Genomic DNA, 18,629 nt, shown 5'->3' with positions numbered 1-18,629 from the left:
CCTAATGTAAGAATGACTAGCGCGCAATAATAGCATTAATATTTTGAACTAAAAATGAATGACGTAAACTTTGCTTGGCCGGCTCATCACCATGCACTATACGCACTTCGGTGGGTTTATGCCGCATCCGGCCAACAAAGTTTAACAAATCTTTTTTATCAGCATGGGCTGAATAGCCTCCCAAGCTGATAATTTCAGCCCGAATAGAGATTTTTTCACCATCTATCATGGCATAACCATCCGGCCGGTTGCCATAACGCAAAATAGCAGCGCCAAGTGTACCGCGTGCCTGATAACCGACAAACACCACCTGATGCACAGGGTCAGGCAGCATTTGCTTCAGATAGTTCACCACACGGCCACCTTCGCACATTCCACTGGCGGCGATCACTACAGCGGGCAAGCGACTTTGCGCTAAGCGTTGCACCAATTGGTGATGCCCGGCAGCACTATCCACCGTGATTAATTGCTCAAAGTTAAGCGGATGACGACCCTGGCGCAGCCGTTTTTTTGCTTCCGCATCCCAGTGTGGCTTCAATTGCCGATACGCCGCCGTAAACCGAGCCGCCAACGGTGAATCTACAATCACCTGCAGTTCATCCCAGCGTAAATGCTGATGAATTTTCTGTCCGCGCAAACGGTGGATCAGCCCTTCCAGTTCGTACAACAACTCCTGGGTACGGCCAATACTAAAAGCCGGAAACAACACAGTGCCATTATCTTGTAATGCATGCAGCAAGGTTTGTTGCAACCGCTGACTGCGCTTGCGCCTGTCTTCATGCTCACGATCACCATAGGTGCTTTCCAACACCACGACATCAGCTTTATAGGGCGGCTTTGGCGCTGGCAACAAGGGGGTGTGTGGCGCTCCCAGATCGCCAGAAAACACCGTATAAAACCAGGGCTGCTTGCTGGCGATGCGATGCCGTATTTCCAGATAGGCCGATCCCAGAATATGGCCAGCCACCTGAAAACGCACCTGTGCTTGCAACCCCTTCGAGCCAGCAGGCGGTGATGGTAAATCACACCACTCTTTATAGCGACAAGGCACCAACTGCCGCTGCAGCACCTTTAAAAACGTCTTAATCAGCTTGGCATCGCGTGTGACACCCACTTTTAAGGCATCTTCCAGTACCAGTGGCAGCAACGCAGCTGAGGCTTCCGTGCAGTAAATTGGCCCGCGAAAACCAGCCGCCAGTAAATACGGAATACGCCCGACATGATCAATGTGCACATGGGTCACCAGTAGCGCCTGTACCCGAGACAAATCGAACTCTATGCTGGGTGAACCAGCAGAACCACCAGCAGCGGTTTCATCGCCCTGAAACAAACCACAATCAACCAGAACGCTGTACTGCTCAGCAATCACATACTCATGGCAAGAACCTGTGACGCCATTAACGGCGCCATGGTGAATGAATTGGGGATGCATATTAAGTTCCTTTTTATGCGGGATCACCGGGTAGACCTTTTACAAATTTGATGTACTCACAGCATCCTTGCACTCTATTGTTCAGAATATAATCCCTCTAAACTCAAATCCCCCCTGTATCCCCCCTTTACTGAAGTGGGGAAAAAGCATGGCAATCTGAGAGTGCAGCGACCTTATACCCTTTAATGGAGAAAGACCAAAATACTTACACAAAATATAAATAAATAAAACAACAAAAGAAAGTAAAAAAGACACACTTGAATGCAATCGCCGATTACAGCGCTCACTCCCCCTCTTTGAAAAAGAGGGAGACGGGGAGATTTACTTCATCATTTAACTGCCTGTGAGTGGTCGCCGCAGGGATGGCCGAACAGATCGGCAGCATGCTGCGCACTGTCAAAACTGAATGAGCTGGTCTGATGGATAGGCACTGCCACCGAATGTTGATTATCCGGCTGGTAGCCATGGTGCAAAGCAATGGTTTCACGTTTCATGTGGTATCCTTGTAAGCAAAAGAAAACCCATAAAACCACGACGTACCCAAACTGTCAATATAAACGTCTGGACGTCTAAAAATAAAAACCTGCCCCTGCGGTGTTAACTGGGTTTGACGCGATCGCCGCTGCCTTTGCCGGCTACGGTCATGAAGATGTATTTGAAGTAATTGGCGATAGACAGCTGCTGAAGCATGCGCTGGTCGGTTTCGGCCAGTAAGGTAGGGGTAGACATATCAATCTGATTCACCTGAGCCAGGCCGGTGATGCCCGGGCGGGCTTGCAGAACACCGCGGCTATCGCGCTCGTCGATTAATTCCTGCTGGTTGAATAAGCAAGGACGCGGGCCCACCAGGCTCATCTCGCCTTTGAGTACATTCCACAACTGCGGTAACTCATCCAGTTTGCTTTTGCGTAAGAAGTGACCAAAGCGGGTGATATCGCTGGCGCAGGCTAAATGGCTGGCGACATGAGCGGTCTCTGGTTTCATGGTGCGAAACTTCACTAAGGTAAACGGCTTTTTATCACGCCCTACCCGTTGCTGACGAAAGATGGGTGAACCGGTATCAAAAAAACCAATAATGGTCAGCACAACCAGCACAGGAAAGCCCAAAACCAGACCGGTCAGGGAAAACAGAATGTCAAACAACCTAATTAACATAGTTCCTCAATGGCGGGCCACACCCGCAGTTTCTCACTATTTGGTGCCAACTCTTACTGGCCCGAACCACCTATTGCCTGACGGATCCCCTGCTCTAAAGTCACAGGCGGTTGCCAGTTCAACGTTTGCCGGGTGTGTTGAATATCCACCTGCAATGAACCACATAGTCTGTCGACAATAGCCTGTTTACCCAGCAGGCGAGCTGCCAGTCGTAACCAGGACGTTGGTACGGGAACTAAATGCGGTGTTTTACCATGGGCGCGGATCATACACTTTAGTAGCTCAGTGGTCGATACATCCTGGCCGTCACTGACTAAAAAGGTTTGGTTTGCTGCATTTGGATGCGTAATACATAAACAAATCAGGTCGACCAGATTATCCAGCGCCACTAAACTGCGCTTGTTATCAATGGCCCCAAGTGGCAATGGCAGGTTCTTTTTGGCTAACTTGAGCAACTTACCGAAGTTTCCCGGAGCATCAGGGCCATAAACCAATGGAGGCCGGATGATCACCACTTCCATACCGGTTTGCCGGGCGATCTCTTTCAACGCCATTTCGGCTGCTAACTTGGAAACCGCATACGGCTCTTCTGGAGCCGGACGATCATCTGCCTTAAATGGAGTTGTATTGCTGATACCGTTAACACCTATCGAACTAATAAAGATAAATCGTTTTACCCCCGATTTGGCCGCTTCATTAGCCAGATGAACGGTAGCATCAGTATTTACTCGCTGAAACTCATCAAGCTCTATACCTGTTACATGGGCTTTACCAGCCAGATGGATCACCGCCTCACAGCCATCAAGAGGCAGTGAAGACGAGTTAATATCCTGCAACTCGCTAATCTTTACTTCAGTCAAATCATCATGTCTGGCGAGTACCGAACCTGAACGTACAGGCGCGATCACAGCGTAATGCCTTGAAAGTAAGCCCGCCAGAACATGGTGCCCTATGAAGCCGGATGCACCCGTTAACAAAATAGATTTTTTCTTTTGTGCAGTCATGAAAGATGGTTAGCCTATGAAGAATTTATGGTAAACGCCTGTCATTTTTTTCTTCAGGAAAACAATAAACATATACCAACTAATGTTATAAGCCGCTGAGAAAAAACCACACTCGCCAACATCACGGAGCACTCGCCAATAGTAAGTAAATGCATCTTTTTTATTAGCCGACAAAGAGCCTGTGCGGATCCGATAGAAGCCAAGATTAGCCGGCAAGCCATAGGCAAAATCAATCTGCTTTAAGATCTCCAGCCAAAGCGCAAAATCCTGACGTTTTCGTACCAAAGGCATGTACACTTTTCCAAGCTGCTCTGCATCGTAAACAGCAGTTAGACAACCGATGTAATTGTGTTTTAGTAACTGACTGAAACTGATTTTCTCTGGCACCTGAATCGATTCTTTTACAGCACCAGCCTCGGTCATGGTTGAGTAGCCTGAAAAAGAAAACGCTATCGCATTCGACAACATAAAGCCGATTTGTTTCGACAATTTATCAGTCGACCACAGATCATCAGAGTCAAGAAAAGCAATAAAACGCCCCCGAGCATGCTCAATGGCTCTGTTTCTGCTGCCAGCACCACCTAAATTATGTCTGTTATCCAGTAATTGAATTCTTGGATCGGTGATAAACGACTTGATCACGCCTCTGGTATTGTCGGTCGAACAATCATTTACTATAAGCAGTTCCCAATTGGTGTAATCCTGATCCAGCACACTGCGTATTGAAGCCGCTATAAATTCACCTGAGTTATAAGCTGGCATGATTACAGACACTAAAGGCTGCGACTGTTCCTGTTCTTTTTTAACGTCTGGCATGATCAATCAACCGCTTTAACCCTTTTAAATTTGTATTCATATACAGCGCAACCGTTGTTTTCCAGTTTCCTGCATTGATGTATTTTATCACCTGCCGTAACGAAAATGCCTCCCCAGCCATGCGAATACGCATCACTTCCAGTGATGCCAGGTGTTGTTTGCCTAATAAATGGGCATGTTTGTATTTAAACATCTCTAAGGCCGTTAAGCGTTTCACCGGAGAATGGCTGATACGGTCTTGCTCATGGCCGGTATGCCAGACATAGGTCGCGCTGGCAATTTTTTCTGCCGGGCCGAAGCGCTCCATCAGCCGTACCCAGGTATCGTAATCCTGAAAAGCCGGAAAGTTCTCATCAAAGCCCCCCACAGCACGCAGCCGTTCGGTCAGGGTAAACACCTGGTTGGTAAATTTGTTGTAATGCAACACATCGCTTAACTGATGCACGCCCAGATCAAGCCGACGGGCAAAACGCTGCTGGCCGTTATCTTCCAGCAACGACGCCGATACAAAAGCCAGCTCAGGTCGAAAGGCACGGTGCAATTCAGTGATGTGCTCTGGCAACAACTCATCATCATCATCCATACCGGTAATAAACTCGCCACTGGCGATAGCCAAGGCTTCATTACGGGCTGCGCAAGCGCCTTTGGCCTGTGGCTGACGAAGCACTTTTAATTGTGGATAGCGGCTTTGGTAATCGGCCAATACCTGTGGGGTATTATCGGATGAACCATCATCCACCACAATCACTTCCACATCCGGGTAGGTTTGCGCCAGCGCTGACTCCAGCGCACGTTGCAGCATCACTGCCCGGTTGTGGGTCGGCATGTACAAAGTCACCCGGCTCATGAGCGCGCCTCTTTCGCGGCCAGCACTTGCTGATACGCCGCCATCATTTGCTGCACATTTTTGTGCCAGTCGTACTCATGCTGCACCCATTCCCGGCCCTGCTCACCTAAACGCTGACGTAGTGCTGGATCGGTGACTAACTCCTGCAAAGCAGCACAGGTCGCAGCTACATCGTCCACCGGCACCAATAAGCCGGTTTGGCGATGTTGCACCACTTCCGGCAAACCATCCACGTTACTGGCTACCACAGGTATGCCGCAGCTGCTGGATTCAATAGCCGACACGCCAAAGCTTTCCCGACGGGATACCACCACCGCAATGTCCAGGCTGTTGTGATAACCTGGCACCTCGTCGTAGGGCACCCGGCCAGTAAAGCGCACTTGATCAGTGATGCCTTCATCGGCAGTCAATTGCTGCAATTCAGCTTGCTGGGAGCCACTACCGACCAGCAATAAACCCAGCTTCTGCTCTGGCAAGTTACGACTAAGCATGGCAAAAGCGCGTATTAATACGTCCATACCATAATGCGGTTCCAGTGTTTTAACCGCACCAATCACCAAAGTACCCGCTGGAAATAACTCAAGCCCGTTAGCTGGCTGGAAAAAATCGGTATCAATGCCAAAGGGGATCACCTGCAACGGCTTATCGGTGTATAACGCAGTTTCACGAGCCATATCGTTCGAAGTCGAAAAAAGCGCACAGGCCTTAGCTAAATTAAAACGCAATACTGATTTATGCAGCCAGGACTTTCGCGGAAAGGCATACACATCCGAACCCCATACCGATAGTACATAAGGTTGAAAACCACATAACGCGCCAAGTAAGCCATAGCTGGACGCGAAATGGGCATGCAGAATATCGGGTTGAAAGCTACGAATAAGGGCTTTCAGCCGTGGCAACACTTTCAGATAAGACAGTTTCGACCAACGCGTTTTAGCCTGGCGTACCAATTGCTCATCCGCACCCAGCGTGGCCACCGTGATAGCAGGATGCTGCTGATACAAATCAGCTGGAGCCGATGACAACCCAGCCACCAATACAGTACACCCCTGCTCAGCCAGCGAGCGCGCCCATTTAATGGTATGTGGTGAGGTAGAGTCAGCGAGTAAGAGTATTTTCATCAGATTATCTTTTTGAAAGCGATTTCGGTTTTGCCATAAAAGCAACTAACGCTAAAAGGAAATAGAATGGAGGAAAGTAAACAGCGGAGCTAACTGCGATGACAGCAGCAAAGGCAGGTGAAAATAACACAAAATACTTAATACCAAAGTGGCCAGAAAGTGCCTTTATCGCTGCCAAGTACATAACGTAAAACAGTAGTCCCGAAAAAATAAATATCTCTAAATAGAAAAAGTGAGGTGAGTAATAGGTTTCATAGACCCCTAAAGTGTTATTCATAAAGCTTATATTTATTGAGCCAAAACCAGCGCCAAACAAAAACTTCCAGACATCAAAGTTTTGCAGAATAGTAGTCATTTCGCTTAATGTATAAGCCCTGATGGCAATAGAGGATAATCGGCCTGATTCCACTAACTCTTTCAATGAGTTATCGTTTGAAATAAGCTCAACTGCATACTCAGCGGCAAGAAATATCGCCAAAAAGTTGTTATAAAAGAGGTAAACAAAAACTGGCGATACTATAGCTAAAAATAATAAACCATAAATCCGGTAACGGGGGTTACTGTACATTGCAAAAAAGACAAATTGCATTGCGGTTAATGCCAAAACCAATTTTGCATGAATAAAGAGGCAATAGACAATTAGTAAGAGTGTGATGAACAGATACTTTTTAAAGCCACCTAATACATAAATCGCACAAGAAAAAATCAATACAGCATAGGCATTTGTATTCACATTTGCCCAGAAAGAAGAACCAATTTGAAACCTGTCGCCCACTGGGTTCAAACCAAAAAAAGATAAACCAACAATCATCTCCACAAAGCCAATCAACAAGTTTAAGCTGCAGAAAACAAACAAAAAGTTAGTTAATGTGTGATTATTTAATTTTGATAAGGCGTGATAAGAGGCAATAAACACCATGAAACAAAACACAGTGTAAAAAAGGTACATAAAGTATCTGGCATTAATTGCACCATTCAGTGCATGCACTGCAAACCAGATAAAACAGCAGCTAAGCAAAAGAGCACACGAGGTCAGCATGCCCTTATCTGCTTTCATATACTTTAGCGAAGTAGCTATAAGGATCAGGATCACAAAAAATACGGCGACAAGATGAGCTTTCAGCAGGCCAATTGATAAAGCTGGCCCTACTAAAATCAGTGCAGTAAACACCCACAACTTTAGCTCATCTTTGCGTATCGTCAGGTTCATGATCAGACCAGGCTCACCACCTTCTGCCACATCTGCTCAGACAATTGCTTAAAATGCGCCCTTGCCTGTTGTTTTTCCTCAGCATCTACCGTGGCGATGGCTTGCTCCAGGGTTTGCTGCAATGCCTCGCGGCTGATTTCCGGCGAAATTAATGAGTCACTTTGCTGGTACTCTTCATACAGACGCTCGTATTTATGGCTCCAACTAGTACCGATGCATGGCACACCTTGCGATAACGCACTGACACAACCATGAAAACGCGAGCAAATCACCGCTTTACTGGCACCAATAATGCCTTTTACTTTTAACGGGTCCGCTTCATTTAAAATAGGCAGTTCGCCACCGGCTTGTTGCTGTACCTGGCTGCAAATGGCTTCATCGCCTTTACCTTCATGGTTCAGTAGTACCGGCTCTAGTCCCATATCACGCACAATATGCACCGCATCTACCAACACCCGCAGGTAATGCTGCTGCCAGGCGGCATGTTGGTTACGGCTGCTGATCATATTACTGTTCGGAATGATCAGCACTTTGTTGGCACCATTGGTGAAATCATCCGGCACGATACCCTGCACCAGATTGGTAAAATCCGGGAACTGCACCAGGTTCGATGTATCGCCTATCAAGCCTTTGACATGAGCGAAACTGGTTTCTTCACGGGCGCATATTAAACTGGCTTTGGGTAACGCTTTTAACAAATACGACCGGTCTTTTTCACGGGTAAATGGCCCCAGCGCCTGTGGTAAAAAGATGTATTTCTTGCCATTGGCATGAGCACGCTTGACTTCACCCGCCATCGCTTTAGTGGATAAAAAGCCCCACTGATCACCATAGGCAAAGCCAGAGGCATCCAGCACAACATCGATATCGGCTTCAGTGACAACACCCCAGGTGCGCTTTAACCAACGACGCAACGCTTTGGGTAAGTAATAGCTGATGCTGTTCAGATCAAGAATATTTTTACGGATCGACCACTTCTGATAGGCGCCAAGCTTTGCCCGGTTGATATAGGATGAATTAGGGTTCGGTGCCAGCACCAGTTCGGCGTCAGGCCAGTGTTGCTGCATTTGCTGTAATACCGCCTGCAACATCAGTTCCGCGCCTTTATTGATAAACTGCACGCCCTTAATTTCGATCATCATGTTAGTTCACTTCCTTAATCAGTAACTGGTCGGTTTTCTTCTGTGAAAATGGGATGCCGCCTTCAGGCTGCGCATAGCCGACAGCCAGCAGCATCACGGTGCGCTGGTGGTACGCCAGCCCCAACTGCTTGCTCAGCATTTGTTCACGTTGTTCGATATCCGGCCAATTGATTGGGCAGGTTGATAACCCCAGGGTTTCACACGCCAGCATCAGTTGCATGCTTGCCAGTGCACCATCGATGTAAATGACATGCCGGTCACGCTCTGCGGGGTAAGCACTTAAATCGCCGACCACGGCAATCACACACTGCAGGTTTTCTGCAAAACCGACGGTACCCATGGCGCAGCGAGCTACACCGGCCGCTTTCTCAGCTTCATTGACCACGTAAAATTCAAAAGGTTGCCGGTTACAGGCGGAAGGTGCCAGGGTGGCGGCCTGCACGGCCTGACGGATCAGTTCTTCCGGCACTGCTTTCGGCTGATACCAGCGCACCGAGCGGCGGCGCTTAAATAAAGTCAGTAGTTCGGCATAATCTACCGGGCAAGCTGGTAATGCCTGATGTGGGTACGGCACGCTCTGGTTCGGTTGCGCCATGTTGCTGTGCCCCTCGAAGCGAGCCCGTGCGGCATCAATTTTTTTGCTGGCACCGGCGATACGAAAATAATCACTCAGTACATCAGTGGCCCATTTGCGTTCTTCTGCGCACAGTTCAGTGCTTTGAATGGCATCCAGATAACAACTTACTGTTTCACCAATATAGGCTTCGGCAAATACGTCCCGCCGCGGCTGCATAATCAGGCCTTTTTCCAGCCGGTGAATGTTACGGCGCAGCAGCACACAGCTTTGACCAATCGCCCGCAGAGATTTCTCGTATTGCAAACGGCCTTGCAGCACGGCTTTGTGTTCGCGATAAAACTGGCGGCTAAAAAAGGTGTAATACAAAGACGCTAAAAAACCATTGCTGGCAAATAAGCGGATCAGGCGCACATTGATACGGGCCAGCCAGGCTTTAATGCCAGTAATAGCAGAGGCTGGCAACAACTTAATCAGTAGTCTTTTCATACGATTTGATAACGTCCTGTCATGGTAAGAGGATGATGAAACATGCTCGGACTAAAAGCAGGTGATCTTAATAGAAACAAGGGATGAGGGGAAGTAAAGATTTGCAACCGGGGATCTGGCTCACTCTGAATTTTCTTTCAATGCTTTTTATCGATGAGCAGGGGGTGATCTGCGGTTATAGCTCAGATGAGACTTATTTACTTGCCAGTAAATAAAACCCACTAAATATATAGGCGTAAAAACTTTAATCCTGACACATTTTACTTTGTATAGCTTATTTTTATTGGTGTATACTAGAATACACTACCACCAAAACGTCAGAGTTTAACTACAATGTCAGTCTCAGCTTTAGTCGCACACAGAGTATCCCGCTTGCAAAAGGGGACACCTTTTACCATAGAGGGCTTTTATGCTCTGGGCTCTGTGACATCAGTACAAAAAGCCATGAGCAGACTGGCACAAGAAGGTACTGTTGTTCGGGTGGCCAAAGGGATTTATGCCAGACCTAAGCCTCTGAAAAGTTTTCCATCCATCCAGACATCAGCTACAGCTGAAGAAGTGGCATGGTCATGGGCGCGGAATCATAACTATGCTCTGGTGCCGCAAGGGCTTGAAGAAGCTTATCGGCTAGGTTTGCAAACGCAAGCCCCGGTTAAAACTGTGTTCTGGTCCTCAGGCCCGTCCCGCGAGTTTAAGGTAGGCAACCAACAAGTCGTGGTAAAGCACACAGCCCACAGTAAATTGCGTTGGGCAAATAAACCAGAAGGCGCTTTCTATCGTGCCTTGCTGGTACTGTCAGCCGAACATACTCCGCTGCAACACCTTAAGGCAGCCCTAAAGCGACTTAACTTAACCAGTAACGAAGTCATACCTGTTATACGTAAGCTAAAATTACAGCCAACGCTTATCTCCTGGCAAAACAAGCTGACCATGCTGGAAAGCGAGCTGCTGTCATGAATTTATTTGAGCTCTATGCTGACAGAGCTAAACATGCAGAGCTAACTGAATTATTTAACTTTGCATCCACACAGCACCCATTTGGCCTTGCTGCTAACTTTCTCGAAAAAGATCTATGGGTGACTGAAGTGCTGAGACTGCTCTATGACGAGCAACTGCTTGGTGCTATGTCAATCGCCTTTAAAGGTGGGACGGCATTGAGTAAGTGCTGGCACGTTATTCAACGTTTCTCCGAAGATATTGATTTATCAATTCATTGGGCTGAGCTCTCTGGTTTAACAGAGCAGCAGGAGTTTGCAGCCTGGCAACAGAGTATTAAAAACGATAGCCAGGCAAAGAAGTTCCGCAGGAAACAGCAGCAATTGCTACAGGATTGGACTGAACAGTTTGTTGACTATTTAAACCAGCGCTTCTCAGCCTACCAGATTGAAGGTTTACAAGCTGTCGTGGAACCGGATTCTGCTGGTGAAAAAATTGATATTCACTACCCCAGAATGACTAAAGGCACAAAAGATTACCAGCTTGATCATATTTTACTGGAGTTTGGTGGCAGAAACCGAGGAAAGCCGACTAAAACCATCACAACCAATTGCTACCTAAGCGAAGTCAAAGAGTTTGCTGAACTGCCCTTGCCGCAAGCGAACGTTCAAGCCTATGAAAACGACTTTGTATTATGGGAGAAGCTGACAGCTTTGCATCAGTTCAGTACTCAGACAAAAGAGCCAAACCCCACCCGATTGGCAAGACACTGGTATGATGTATCCTGTCTATTGAAAGCAGGTTTCGCTGATGCATTTAACAGCAGCGAAGCGATGCAAGCGGTGGTAGAAATGAAAAAACATCGTTGGTCAATGCCGGGTGTCGACTACGAGGCCATTTTATCAGGCCGGTTATCTATAGTGCCACAAGGTAATCGGCTACAAAGCATCATTGCAGACCATAAAGCAGCTATTAACGGTCAGATGTTTTTTCAGCAACCTGAGTCATTTGAATTAATAATGAACCAACTCGCTGACTTTCAGGACAAGTTTAATAGTCGATAGCACATGGGTGCACAGGCGGTGCTTGAATGCAAACCTCTTGTCAGGCACTTCACCTCCAATATCGATATCCCAGCGTGAAAGGCAGTAGCAGCGACCTGGTCATGACTTTGGCGATGGGTCGGGTGCTGCTGGCAAACCAGAAAGCTATGTACGAGGCGACCAGATAGGACAGTATGGTGGCCCAGGCGGCCCCTATGCCGCCGTATAACGGGATCAGGTACCAGTTAGCAGCAATATTTATTAACGCGCCCAGGCCGTGACTGACGAGCGAGAATGCCAACAGATGTTCTGCGATCAGCCACTTACTCACCAGTGCCCGCATGTAGATAAAGACGCTGCCCCAGATATGAATGGTCAGGATGGCTGCGGCTGGCAGATAGTCCTGGCCGAATAAAATGCGGACCAAGGGTGTGGCAATCAGGGTGATGCCAATGGCCAGTACTAAAGCCGCAACGAACAACACATCACAGATTTGCTGTAAGCGTTGTTGGTAGCGATCTGGGTTGGTTTGCTTCAATTTTAACAAAGCTGGGAACAACGATATGGCAATGGCTGTGGCGAAGAAGTACCAGACTTCGGATAAACGTGCGGCAACGGCGTAGACACCGACGGCTTCACGGTTAACCATTTGCGCCAGCATCACCTGATCTACTTTCAGGTAAATCACCGCTGCTATGCCCGATAACACCAACCAGAAGCCTTGCTTGAGCAACTGCAGGCCATAACTGGCATCCAGCTCGTTCCACTGAATGGCTCCCTGCGCCCGGCGATAAATCAGCATAAAACCAATACCAATGCAGGCCATTTCTAAAGCAAATAAGCCACAAATCAGCAATAAACCAGCGCCACTCAGGGCGGCGATAATCTTGGCGATACTGAACAGTACAATGACCGATACCCGCATTCGGGCCACAGCTTTGGCAGCCACATGCGCCTGAAACCAAAACTCGATGACATGAAAGGCAGTTAGCAAATTTGCCAGTGCCAGCATGGCCATGGCCCATTGATCAACCGCACCAGACAGACCCCAGCCAGTCACTGCCAATATCAGACACAACGCGGTACCAACGCCAGCACCAAGCAAGCGAAAGCCACTGGCCGTCGCCATGATGGCATCATTGCGCTCTGGTTGATTGACCAGTTCACGGGTAATAATGGCGTTTAAACCCAGCGATGTCAGCGGGCCTACCAGGGCGATGATCGCCAGCAGGTAACTAAGGCTACCGTACCCTTCCGGGTTTAAACTGCGGGCCAGCAACAAAGCCACCAGTAAATTGGCCGCCATGGTGATGACTTTTTCCGATGCCAGCCAGGATGTATTAGCCAGCACTTTTTTTAACAGTGGATTCAATGCGTTTTGGTTCCTTGTGAAATCTTCCCTGGGCTCTTTAAATCTCCCCCTAGCCCCCTCTTCAAATCTCCCCCAACCCCCTCTTTCATAAAGAGGGGGCTTAAGAGCGCAGATCTAGGGTCTGGCACGATCCCCTCCCCACTTTAGTAAAGGGGGGATACAGGGGGGATTTGCTCTAAGCCTTTACCGTTGGCCGAACCAGGAACCTGATTAACACCACTAAACACGCCAGGAAGCCGCCGAATAAGGTGCCGATGATGCAGATCAGGGCTCGGCTGGGTTTGGCTTTCTTCTCGCTGGCGATTGGTGGGTCGATGATTTTAAACACATACTCATCGCTGACCTGGGTCAGCATCAGGGTTTTGGTTTGCTCTTCAATCAACTGGAACAATGCTCTGCGTATCTCTTCGACCTGGGTTTTCTGTAATTGCTGCTCCAGGTAAGTCATGCTGCGACGGGCTTCTTCCATGTCACGTTGTTTCATAAAGGCATTTAATTCAGTGATCAGTAGCTGCACCCATTGCTGGGCAATGTGAGGGGAATAATGTTCTATGCTGACGGTCACCATGCCATTGTCTTTCGACTGCCGTACTTGCAGCAGCTTGATAAATTCTTCGTAGGTTTCCTGCACCGATGGCTTTGACTGACGAGGTGGTTTGGCATCGCGCAGCCAGGTGTCGGTACTGGCATCGTAGATGCTTTCATCCAGAACCAGTTCATTGCTGGTTACACGCCAGTCTTTGGCGGCCATCACTGGTACAAATAAATCGTGCTGCTCGATTAAACGGCCAATAAAGTCACGCGAGCGTAAAACCTCCAGCGCCAGCGCAGTTTTATCGGTGCCCTGCCCGCCCAGATTAACACCGGCTAATGACGCTAAGCCACCTAACTGACCTAAAGCACCCATGCCCGGTTTTTGCTGGGTGTTGGCGGGGGCTAATAAAGCATCTGAGCGATACACGTCAGACAGGCTGAGCGCATAAAACACGGAGCCGACAGCAAATAGCGCCGTGAAGCCAATAATAAATAATTTTGCCCGCCAGAAAGTGCGAAACAGTTCGGCTAAGTCTACATCCTGAGTTGGCGTTTGTTCGGCCATGAAAACATCCTTTGCTGGAAAAGAAAAAAACCTACCGAATGATAAAGGAAATTGCCGATGGGGGGAATGGTAAAGCGATGCTTCGAGGAGTATTCCACGTACGCCAGACGAAAAAAAACCCTCTGCCTGGCAGAGGGTTAATCATTTAATGAAATTGGCCGAACCGAACCAAATTCAGTATATCGTAAGCTGAATAAAAAATCACCGTCAGCCAACAAAATAATCGGCATAAAAAAAGACAGGCCGGAGCCTGTCTTTTTCAAAGGAGAACTAAAACTTAGTTGCCTTTGTACTGATCAGAGATCACGTTGATACGGCTTTCGTTCTGACGGTAGAACGGAACCAGAGTGATGTCATCAGAGTTAGCGTCAATGTTGAAAGTAACGCTTAATTTCTTCTGTGAACCATCAGCAATATCGAAGGCTTTACGGATATCAGCTTCAGAAGCACGAGTCACAGTACCAGCACGAGCTGTAGCGTGAGTAGCACCACCGTATGTGAAGTCCATGACGACTGGGCCGTATTCATCACCATTTTGGTCAACTGCTTCGATGGTAACTTCAGCATCAGTTGCACCCAGGTTAGAGATCTCAACTTGTGCAGTTAAACCAAAACCTACTGGCAGGTAAGGAACGTTAACAGTTGAAGCGTCAACTTTCCACTGGCCAGCGTCAGCTTTAGTTACATAAGTAACTGGGTCTGTAATACCAGCGATGTTTTGCTTAACAGTAACGTCAAATTTAGTCGCTAACAACATTGTTGCAACATTATCTTTCAAGAACACGATATCGTGATCCTGTGCAGCAGGAGCATCATCGAACGCAACAGCAGCAGGTACCGTGAAAGTCAGCAGAGTTTCAGCAGTATTTAATCCTACAGTAACACCGGCACCGGCTAGGGTCCATGCACCTACAGGTCCGTTACCATCTTTGAAGTTACCACCAAGCTCAACCACCAAGTCACCGGCAGTAGCGGCCAACAACAGATCGTCGTTGTCACGAACAGTCAGAGTCAAAGTATCAGTACTGGTAGCTGGAGCCTGGTCAACAAAGGTATCACGAGCAACATCGCGAGTAATCAATTCACTCAGTGCCGTTTTTACAGAGTAGCTGAACTGATTTTCAACAGAAGTCAATGATTTAGAACCAGTGTCAACTGTATCAGTACCTAAAGATGCTACGTAAGAAACACCGAACTCACCTTGTAACGTTACTTGACGCAGGTCAACACGGAAAGCTGAATCTGCATCAATTGGGTTACCCAACTGCACATTGAAGGTAATAGTACCATCTTCACGATCGATGACTACGTTATCGAAAGTAAAGTTACCGTTACCAACGTTCAACTGAACGTCACCACAAGATTGAATACCAGCAGCTGGAGTACCACAAGCACCACCAGCAGCATCAGTGTCATGCTGGTATTAAAACGGATCCGCTCAATCTGATAAATAGCCGTTTTAAACACCGGCAACCTGGTGAGGGTATCATCCAGCCAGCCGGACAGTAGCCCTTTATCTAGCGCTACTTTAATACCCACGGCCGAAGCGATCAGCCCCGCCAGTAAAAACCACTGGTACTTTTGCATCCAGTTACTGGCACCCAGCAACAATTCGGTATAAAGCGGCAGCATGTCGTTTTCATCAAACAAGCCTGCCATTTGCGGCACAATGTAATTAAAAACAAATATCACAGCGATGACACAGACAGCAAAGATCACGCTGGGGTACGTGAGCGCCTGGGTAATTTTACTTTTTAATTCTTTACGAAACTTTAAATCGCGCGCCAGACCAGCAAAGACTTCACTCAGCTGGCCACTGGCCTCACCCATTTTGACCAGGTTAACATAGAGTTCATCAAAATCAGGCTGGGTCCCTAAAGCATCAGCCAGTGACTCGCCCCGCTTAACGGCTTGCGATAACTGCGTCAATAAACGACCTGTTGCACTGTTTTTGCTGCCACGGGCCAAAATATGCAGACACTTATCAATTTTCACCCCGCTACGCAGCAACAAACTCAGTTCAGCAGTGATAAATTCCAGTTCATCCAGTGTCAGGCGGTCTGAACGTAAAAAGCTCAGCGAAAACTGCTCGGCTTTGGGTTGGATCTGGATCAGGTGCAAGCCTTGTGCGCTGATATCCAGCTGAGCTTTCTCCAACGAGTCGCTATTGATTTCGCCCTGGATTTGGCTGCCACTGCTGTCGTAGGCTTTGTATTGAAAGGTTGTCATTAGCCAGCCACCCGAATCACTTCTTCTACCGTGGTCAGCCCCTGAATCGCTTTTAACAGGCCATCTTGCAACAAGGTACGGTTGCCCTGCGCACGCCCCAACTCACGGGCTTTTTGCGGAAAGTTTTCGTCTTTTGGTAAAGCTTTAATGTCGTCGTCACATCGCAGGTACTCTACCACTGCCATTCGGCCTTTGTAGCCGGTATGGGCGCAGTGATCGCAGCCTTTTGGCTGATACAATTGTGGCGTCAGCTGATACCGGCTGGCCAATTGCTCCAACTGATAGTTTTGAATTAACTCCGCAGCGTTTTCAGCTGGTTGCTTACAGTGCGGACAAAGCTTACGTGCCAGGCGCTGAGCAATGATAGACACGATGGCTGCGTTTAATAAGTATTCCTGAGCGCCCAAATCCAGCAGGCGCGTGTAGGCCGAGGGTGCATCATTGGTATGCACCGTAGAAAATACCAGGTGACCGGTCAGGGCTGATTGCATGGCAATTTGCGCGGTTTCGTTATCGCGGATCTCCCCCACCATGATGACATCCGGATCTTGCCGCACGATGCTGCGTAAGCCTGCCGAAAAATCAAAGCCAATCGACGGTTGTACCTGCACCTGATTGACCCCTTCGAGCTGGTACTCGACCGGATCTTCCAGCGTGATAATTTTCACTTCTGGCTGATTAATAGCATTAAGAAAAGTATACAAGCTGGTGGTTTTACCTGAACCAGTTGGGCCGGTCAGCAGGATCACCCCAGCGGTTTTCTTTAAGTCCTGTAAAATGTACTGCTCGATATCCGCCGATAAACCAAGCACTTCCATGCTGTAGTTGATGGAGTCTTGTCGTAAAAAGCGCATGACGATACTTTCGCCCTCATGCAAAGGCAAGGCTGATACACGAATATCCAGCTCTTCGTTGGCTATTTTCATGGCTATTTTGCCATCTTGCGGCCGCCGTTTTTCAGCAATATCCATGCCGGATAGAATTTTAATACGCGATGCGATGGGCAGGCGCATGCGTGGTGCCAGAAAGTCGGCTTCTTGTAAGACGCCATCGATACGAAAACGCACCCGATAACGGCCAGCTGATGGCTCTAAATGCATATCAGAGGCCCCTGACTTCAGAGCTCTGGCTATCAGGCTATTGAGCAAATTGACGGTGGGAGCCTCATCAGCCAGCTCACGCAGTCGGTCTTCCTCTAAATCCGATAGCTCGTCGCCCAACTCACTGAGATTGTCGCTTTGCCGAACGCTTTTTTGCTTCAGCTGTTGCAGCTGTGGTTCCGTTAGCACAAATAAATGCAAACGCTGCTGCAACTGGCTAATCAATTGGTTGCCTTCTGCCGAAAGCGGATCTTTCGCTAAAATCGTGCACTGTTGGTCGTCATGCTGCAGCAAAAACCAATTCAGTGGTAACAGTGCCTGATACAGTGAATTGTCTTGCATGGCATCAAAGCTGGCACCAGCCACGATGTCATCATCGGCTTGCGCTAATTGTAAGAACTCGGCATAAAACTGCGGCAAGGCATCTTCTGATAATGCCCCCATATTGACCAGAATATGCTCTAGCCGGCCACCGTATTTCTTCTGAAAAGACTGAGACTTTTCAATATCAGCACTGTTAATCGAAAACGACTGGGTCAGGATAGACTGAACATCGTTCATAGATAGATGATATCCTCATCTTCCCCTTCACCACCCGGCACACCATTTCGACCGTAAGAACGCAACATGTATGGGTTGCCATCTTCGCCAGGTACCCGATAAACGTATGGCTTATCCCATGGATCCATGGGTACATCGCGTGGCAAATAGGGGCCATCCCAGTTAGGGGCTGACGAACGGCGTAACTCTTCCAGCTGCTGCGGATAATCGCCCATATCCAACCGGTAGGTATCGAGCGCTGTGGCGATCATCTCCATCTGCATTGACGCTGTTTGCGTTTTGGCAGAGCCAACTTTAGAGAACATGCGCGGCGCAACCAGAGACAATAGCAACCCCAGAATAACAATCACGATCAATAGTTCTATTAGGGTAAAACCACGCTGTTTACGGCGTAATGGGAATGCTTGCATCATCGGTTCACAACTCCTAAAACTTAGCGGACATCATGCCTCTAAGAATGATAACGGGTTAAAAAGTTCAGTGAAAGGCCCCTGCCTCT

At 48.1% G+C, this 18,629-nt stretch carries 18 protein-coding genes; 2 read left to right on the top strand and 16 right to left on the bottom strand.

Annotated elements, in window-relative coordinates:
* Positions 1-16: 16 nt before the first annotated feature.
* The 10 genes from Q3O60_RS12000 to Q3O60_RS11955 all read right to left on the bottom strand — a co-directional run bounded on the left by Q3O60_RS12000 (position 17) and on the right by Q3O60_RS11955 (position 9,790).
* The gene (locus Q3O60_RS12000; RefSeq protein ID WP_305894180.1) at positions 17-1,432 is read right to left on the bottom strand and encodes an MBL fold metallo-hydrolase RNA specificity domain-containing protein; all 1,416 of its coding nucleotides are present in this window, start codon (positions 1,430-1,432) and stop codon (positions 17-19) included.
* Positions 1,433-1,761: 329 nt separating this feature from the next.
* Positions 1,762-1,926, bottom strand: coding sequence for a hypothetical protein (locus tag Q3O60_RS11995; RefSeq protein ID WP_369812667.1), 165 nt, complete (start codon positions 1,924-1,926; stop codon positions 1,762-1,764).
* Positions 1,927-2,029: 103 nt separating this feature from the next.
* Entirely contained in the window at positions 2,030-2,587 is a 558-nt protein-coding gene (locus tag Q3O60_RS11990) for a sugar transferase (protein ID WP_305894179.1), read from the bottom strand.
* A gap of 53 nt (positions 2,588-2,640) precedes the next feature.
* Positions 2,641-3,591, bottom strand: a complete 951-nt coding sequence (locus Q3O60_RS11985; RefSeq protein WP_305894178.1) for an NAD-dependent epimerase/dehydratase family protein — start codon at positions 3,589-3,591, stop codon at positions 2,641-2,643.
* A gap of 9 nt (positions 3,592-3,600) precedes the next feature.
* Positions 3,601-4,407 (bottom strand): glycosyltransferase family 2 protein, encoded by an 807-nt coding sequence (locus Q3O60_RS11980; RefSeq protein WP_305894177.1) that lies wholly within the window; start codon positions 4,405-4,407, stop codon positions 3,601-3,603.
* Positions 4,394-5,254: a glycosyltransferase family 2 protein gene (locus Q3O60_RS11975; RefSeq protein WP_305894176.1), complete on the bottom strand. Its 861-nt coding sequence runs from the start codon at positions 5,252-5,254 to the stop codon at positions 4,394-4,396. The genes Q3O60_RS11980 and Q3O60_RS11975 overlap by 14 nt, the downstream gene beginning before the upstream one ends.
* Positions 5,251-6,375: a glycosyltransferase gene (locus Q3O60_RS11970; protein ID WP_305894175.1), complete on the bottom strand. Its 1,125-nt coding sequence runs from the start codon at positions 6,373-6,375 to the stop codon at positions 5,251-5,253. The genes Q3O60_RS11975 and Q3O60_RS11970 overlap by 4 nt, the downstream gene beginning before the upstream one ends.
* 4 nt (positions 6,376-6,379) lie before the next feature.
* Positions 6,380-7,615, bottom strand: a complete 1,236-nt coding sequence (locus Q3O60_RS11965; RefSeq protein ID WP_305894174.1) for a hypothetical protein — start codon at positions 7,613-7,615, stop codon at positions 6,380-6,382.
* Positions 7,588-8,727 (bottom strand): polysaccharide pyruvyl transferase family protein, encoded by a 1,140-nt coding sequence (locus Q3O60_RS11960; RefSeq protein WP_305894173.1) that lies wholly within the window; start codon positions 8,725-8,727, stop codon positions 7,588-7,590. The genes Q3O60_RS11965 and Q3O60_RS11960 overlap by 28 nt, the downstream gene beginning before the upstream one ends.
* Before the next feature lies 1 nt (position 8,728).
* Complete coding sequence (locus Q3O60_RS11955; RefSeq protein WP_305894172.1) at positions 8,729-9,790, bottom strand: nitroreductase family protein; 1,062 nt, start codon at positions 9,788-9,790, stop codon at positions 8,729-8,731.
* A gap of 333 nt (positions 9,791-10,123) precedes the next feature.
* Between Q3O60_RS11955 and Q3O60_RS11950 the strand changes: the two genes are divergently transcribed.
* Both Q3O60_RS11950 and Q3O60_RS11945 read left to right on the top strand, forming a co-directional pair.
* Positions 10,124-10,747, top strand: a complete 624-nt coding sequence (locus tag Q3O60_RS11950) for a DUF6088 family protein (protein ID WP_305894171.1) — start codon at positions 10,124-10,126, stop codon at positions 10,745-10,747.
* Positions 10,744-11,790: a nucleotidyl transferase AbiEii/AbiGii toxin family protein gene (locus Q3O60_RS11945; RefSeq protein ID WP_305894170.1), complete on the top strand. Its 1,047-nt coding sequence runs from the start codon at positions 10,744-10,746 to the stop codon at positions 11,788-11,790. Before Q3O60_RS11950 ends, Q3O60_RS11945 begins: the two co-directional genes overlap by 4 nt.
* Positions 11,791-11,839: 49 nt before the next feature.
* Here Q3O60_RS11945 and Q3O60_RS11940 read toward each other — a convergent pair whose 3' ends face one another.
* From Q3O60_RS11940 to gspG, 6 genes are all read right to left on the bottom strand, one after another.
* Positions 11,840-13,141 (bottom strand): flippase, encoded by a 1,302-nt coding sequence (locus Q3O60_RS11940; RefSeq protein ID WP_305894169.1) that lies wholly within the window; start codon positions 13,139-13,141, stop codon positions 11,840-11,842.
* A 175-nt stretch (positions 13,142-13,316) separates the two neighbouring features.
* Positions 13,317-14,240: a Wzz/FepE/Etk N-terminal domain-containing protein gene (locus tag Q3O60_RS11935; protein ID WP_305894168.1), complete on the bottom strand. Its 924-nt coding sequence runs from the start codon at positions 14,238-14,240 to the stop codon at positions 13,317-13,319.
* A gap of 277 nt (positions 14,241-14,517) precedes the next feature.
* Complete coding sequence (locus Q3O60_RS11930; RefSeq protein ID WP_305894167.1) at positions 14,518-15,585, bottom strand: Slr4 family S-layer protein; 1,068 nt, start codon at positions 15,583-15,585, stop codon at positions 14,518-14,520.
* Positions 15,582-16,469, bottom strand: coding sequence for a type II secretion system F family protein (locus Q3O60_RS11925; RefSeq protein ID WP_305894166.1), 888 nt, complete (start codon positions 16,467-16,469; stop codon positions 15,582-15,584). The genes Q3O60_RS11930 and Q3O60_RS11925 overlap by 4 nt, the downstream gene beginning before the upstream one ends.
* Complete coding sequence (locus tag Q3O60_RS11920) at positions 16,469-18,130, bottom strand: GspE/PulE family protein (RefSeq protein ID WP_305894165.1); 1,662 nt, start codon at positions 18,128-18,130, stop codon at positions 16,469-16,471. Before Q3O60_RS11920 ends, Q3O60_RS11925 begins: the two co-directional genes overlap by 1 nt.
* Positions 18,127-18,543, bottom strand: coding sequence for a type II secretion system major pseudopilin GspG (gspG, locus tag Q3O60_RS11915; protein ID WP_305894164.1), 417 nt, complete (start codon positions 18,541-18,543; stop codon positions 18,127-18,129). Before gspG ends, Q3O60_RS11920 begins: the two co-directional genes overlap by 4 nt.
* Between the last annotated feature and the right edge of the window lie 86 nt (positions 18,544-18,629).

This window comes from Alkalimonas collagenimarina (assembly GCF_030717845.1).
In the GTDB taxonomy this organism is placed as follows: domain Bacteria; phylum Pseudomonadota; class Gammaproteobacteria; order Enterobacterales; family Alteromonadaceae; genus Alkalimonas; species Alkalimonas collagenimarina.
The sequence above is the reverse complement of the archived record's forward strand: the minus strand, read 5'-3'. Positions and strand labels throughout refer to the sequence as shown.

What these genes read in the sequence shown, in the direction of transcription:
- Q3O60_RS12000 (WP_305894180.1), bottom strand. Translation starts at nt 1,432, where the DNA reads ATGCATCCCCAATTCATTCACCATGGCGCCGTTAATGGCGTCACAGGT.
- Q3O60_RS11995 (WP_369812667.1), bottom strand. Translation starts at nt 1,926, where the DNA reads ATGAAACGTGAAACCATTGCTTTGCACCATGGCTACCAGCCGGATAAT.
- Q3O60_RS11990 (WP_305894179.1), bottom strand. Translation starts at nt 2,587, where the DNA reads ATGTTAATTAGGTTGTTTGACATTCTGTTTTCCCTGACCGGTCTGGTT.
- Q3O60_RS11985 (WP_305894178.1), bottom strand. Translation starts at nt 3,591, where the DNA reads ATGACTGCACAAAAGAAAAAATCTATTTTGTTAACGGGTGCATCCGGC.
- Q3O60_RS11980 (WP_305894177.1), bottom strand. Translation starts at nt 4,407, where the DNA reads ATGCCAGACGTTAAAAAAGAACAGGAACAGTCGCAGCCTTTAGTGTCT.
- Q3O60_RS11975 (WP_305894176.1), bottom strand. Translation starts at nt 5,254, where the DNA reads ATGAGCCGGGTGACTTTGTACATGCCGACCCACAACCGGGCAGTGATG.
- Q3O60_RS11970 (WP_305894175.1), bottom strand. Translation starts at nt 6,375, where the DNA reads ATGAAAATACTCTTACTCGCTGACTCTACCTCACCACATACCATTAAA.
- Q3O60_RS11960 (WP_305894173.1), bottom strand. Translation starts at nt 8,727, where the DNA reads ATGATGATCGAAATTAAGGGCGTGCAGTTTATCAATAAAGGCGCGGAA.
- Q3O60_RS11955 (WP_305894172.1), bottom strand. Translation starts at nt 9,790, where the DNA reads ATGAAAAGACTACTGATTAAGTTGTTGCCAGCCTCTGCTATTACTGGC.
- Q3O60_RS11950 (WP_305894171.1), top strand. Translation starts at nt 10,124, where the DNA reads ATGTCAGTCTCAGCTTTAGTCGCACACAGAGTATCCCGCTTGCAAAAG.
- Q3O60_RS11945 (WP_305894170.1), top strand. Translation starts at nt 10,744, where the DNA reads ATGAATTTATTTGAGCTCTATGCTGACAGAGCTAAACATGCAGAGCTA.
- Q3O60_RS11935 (WP_305894168.1), bottom strand. Translation starts at nt 14,240, where the DNA reads ATGGCCGAACAAACGCCAACTCAGGATGTAGACTTAGCCGAACTGTTT.
- Q3O60_RS11925 (WP_305894166.1), bottom strand. Translation starts at nt 16,469, where the DNA reads ATGACAACCTTTCAATACAAAGCCTACGACAGCAGTGGCAGCCAAATC.
- Q3O60_RS11920 (WP_305894165.1), bottom strand. Translation starts at nt 18,130, where the DNA reads ATGAACGATGTTCAGTCTATCCTGACCCAGTCGTTTTCGATTAACAGT.
- gspG (WP_305894164.1), bottom strand. Translation starts at nt 18,543, where the DNA reads ATGATGCAAGCATTCCCATTACGCCGTAAACAGCGTGGTTTTACCCTA.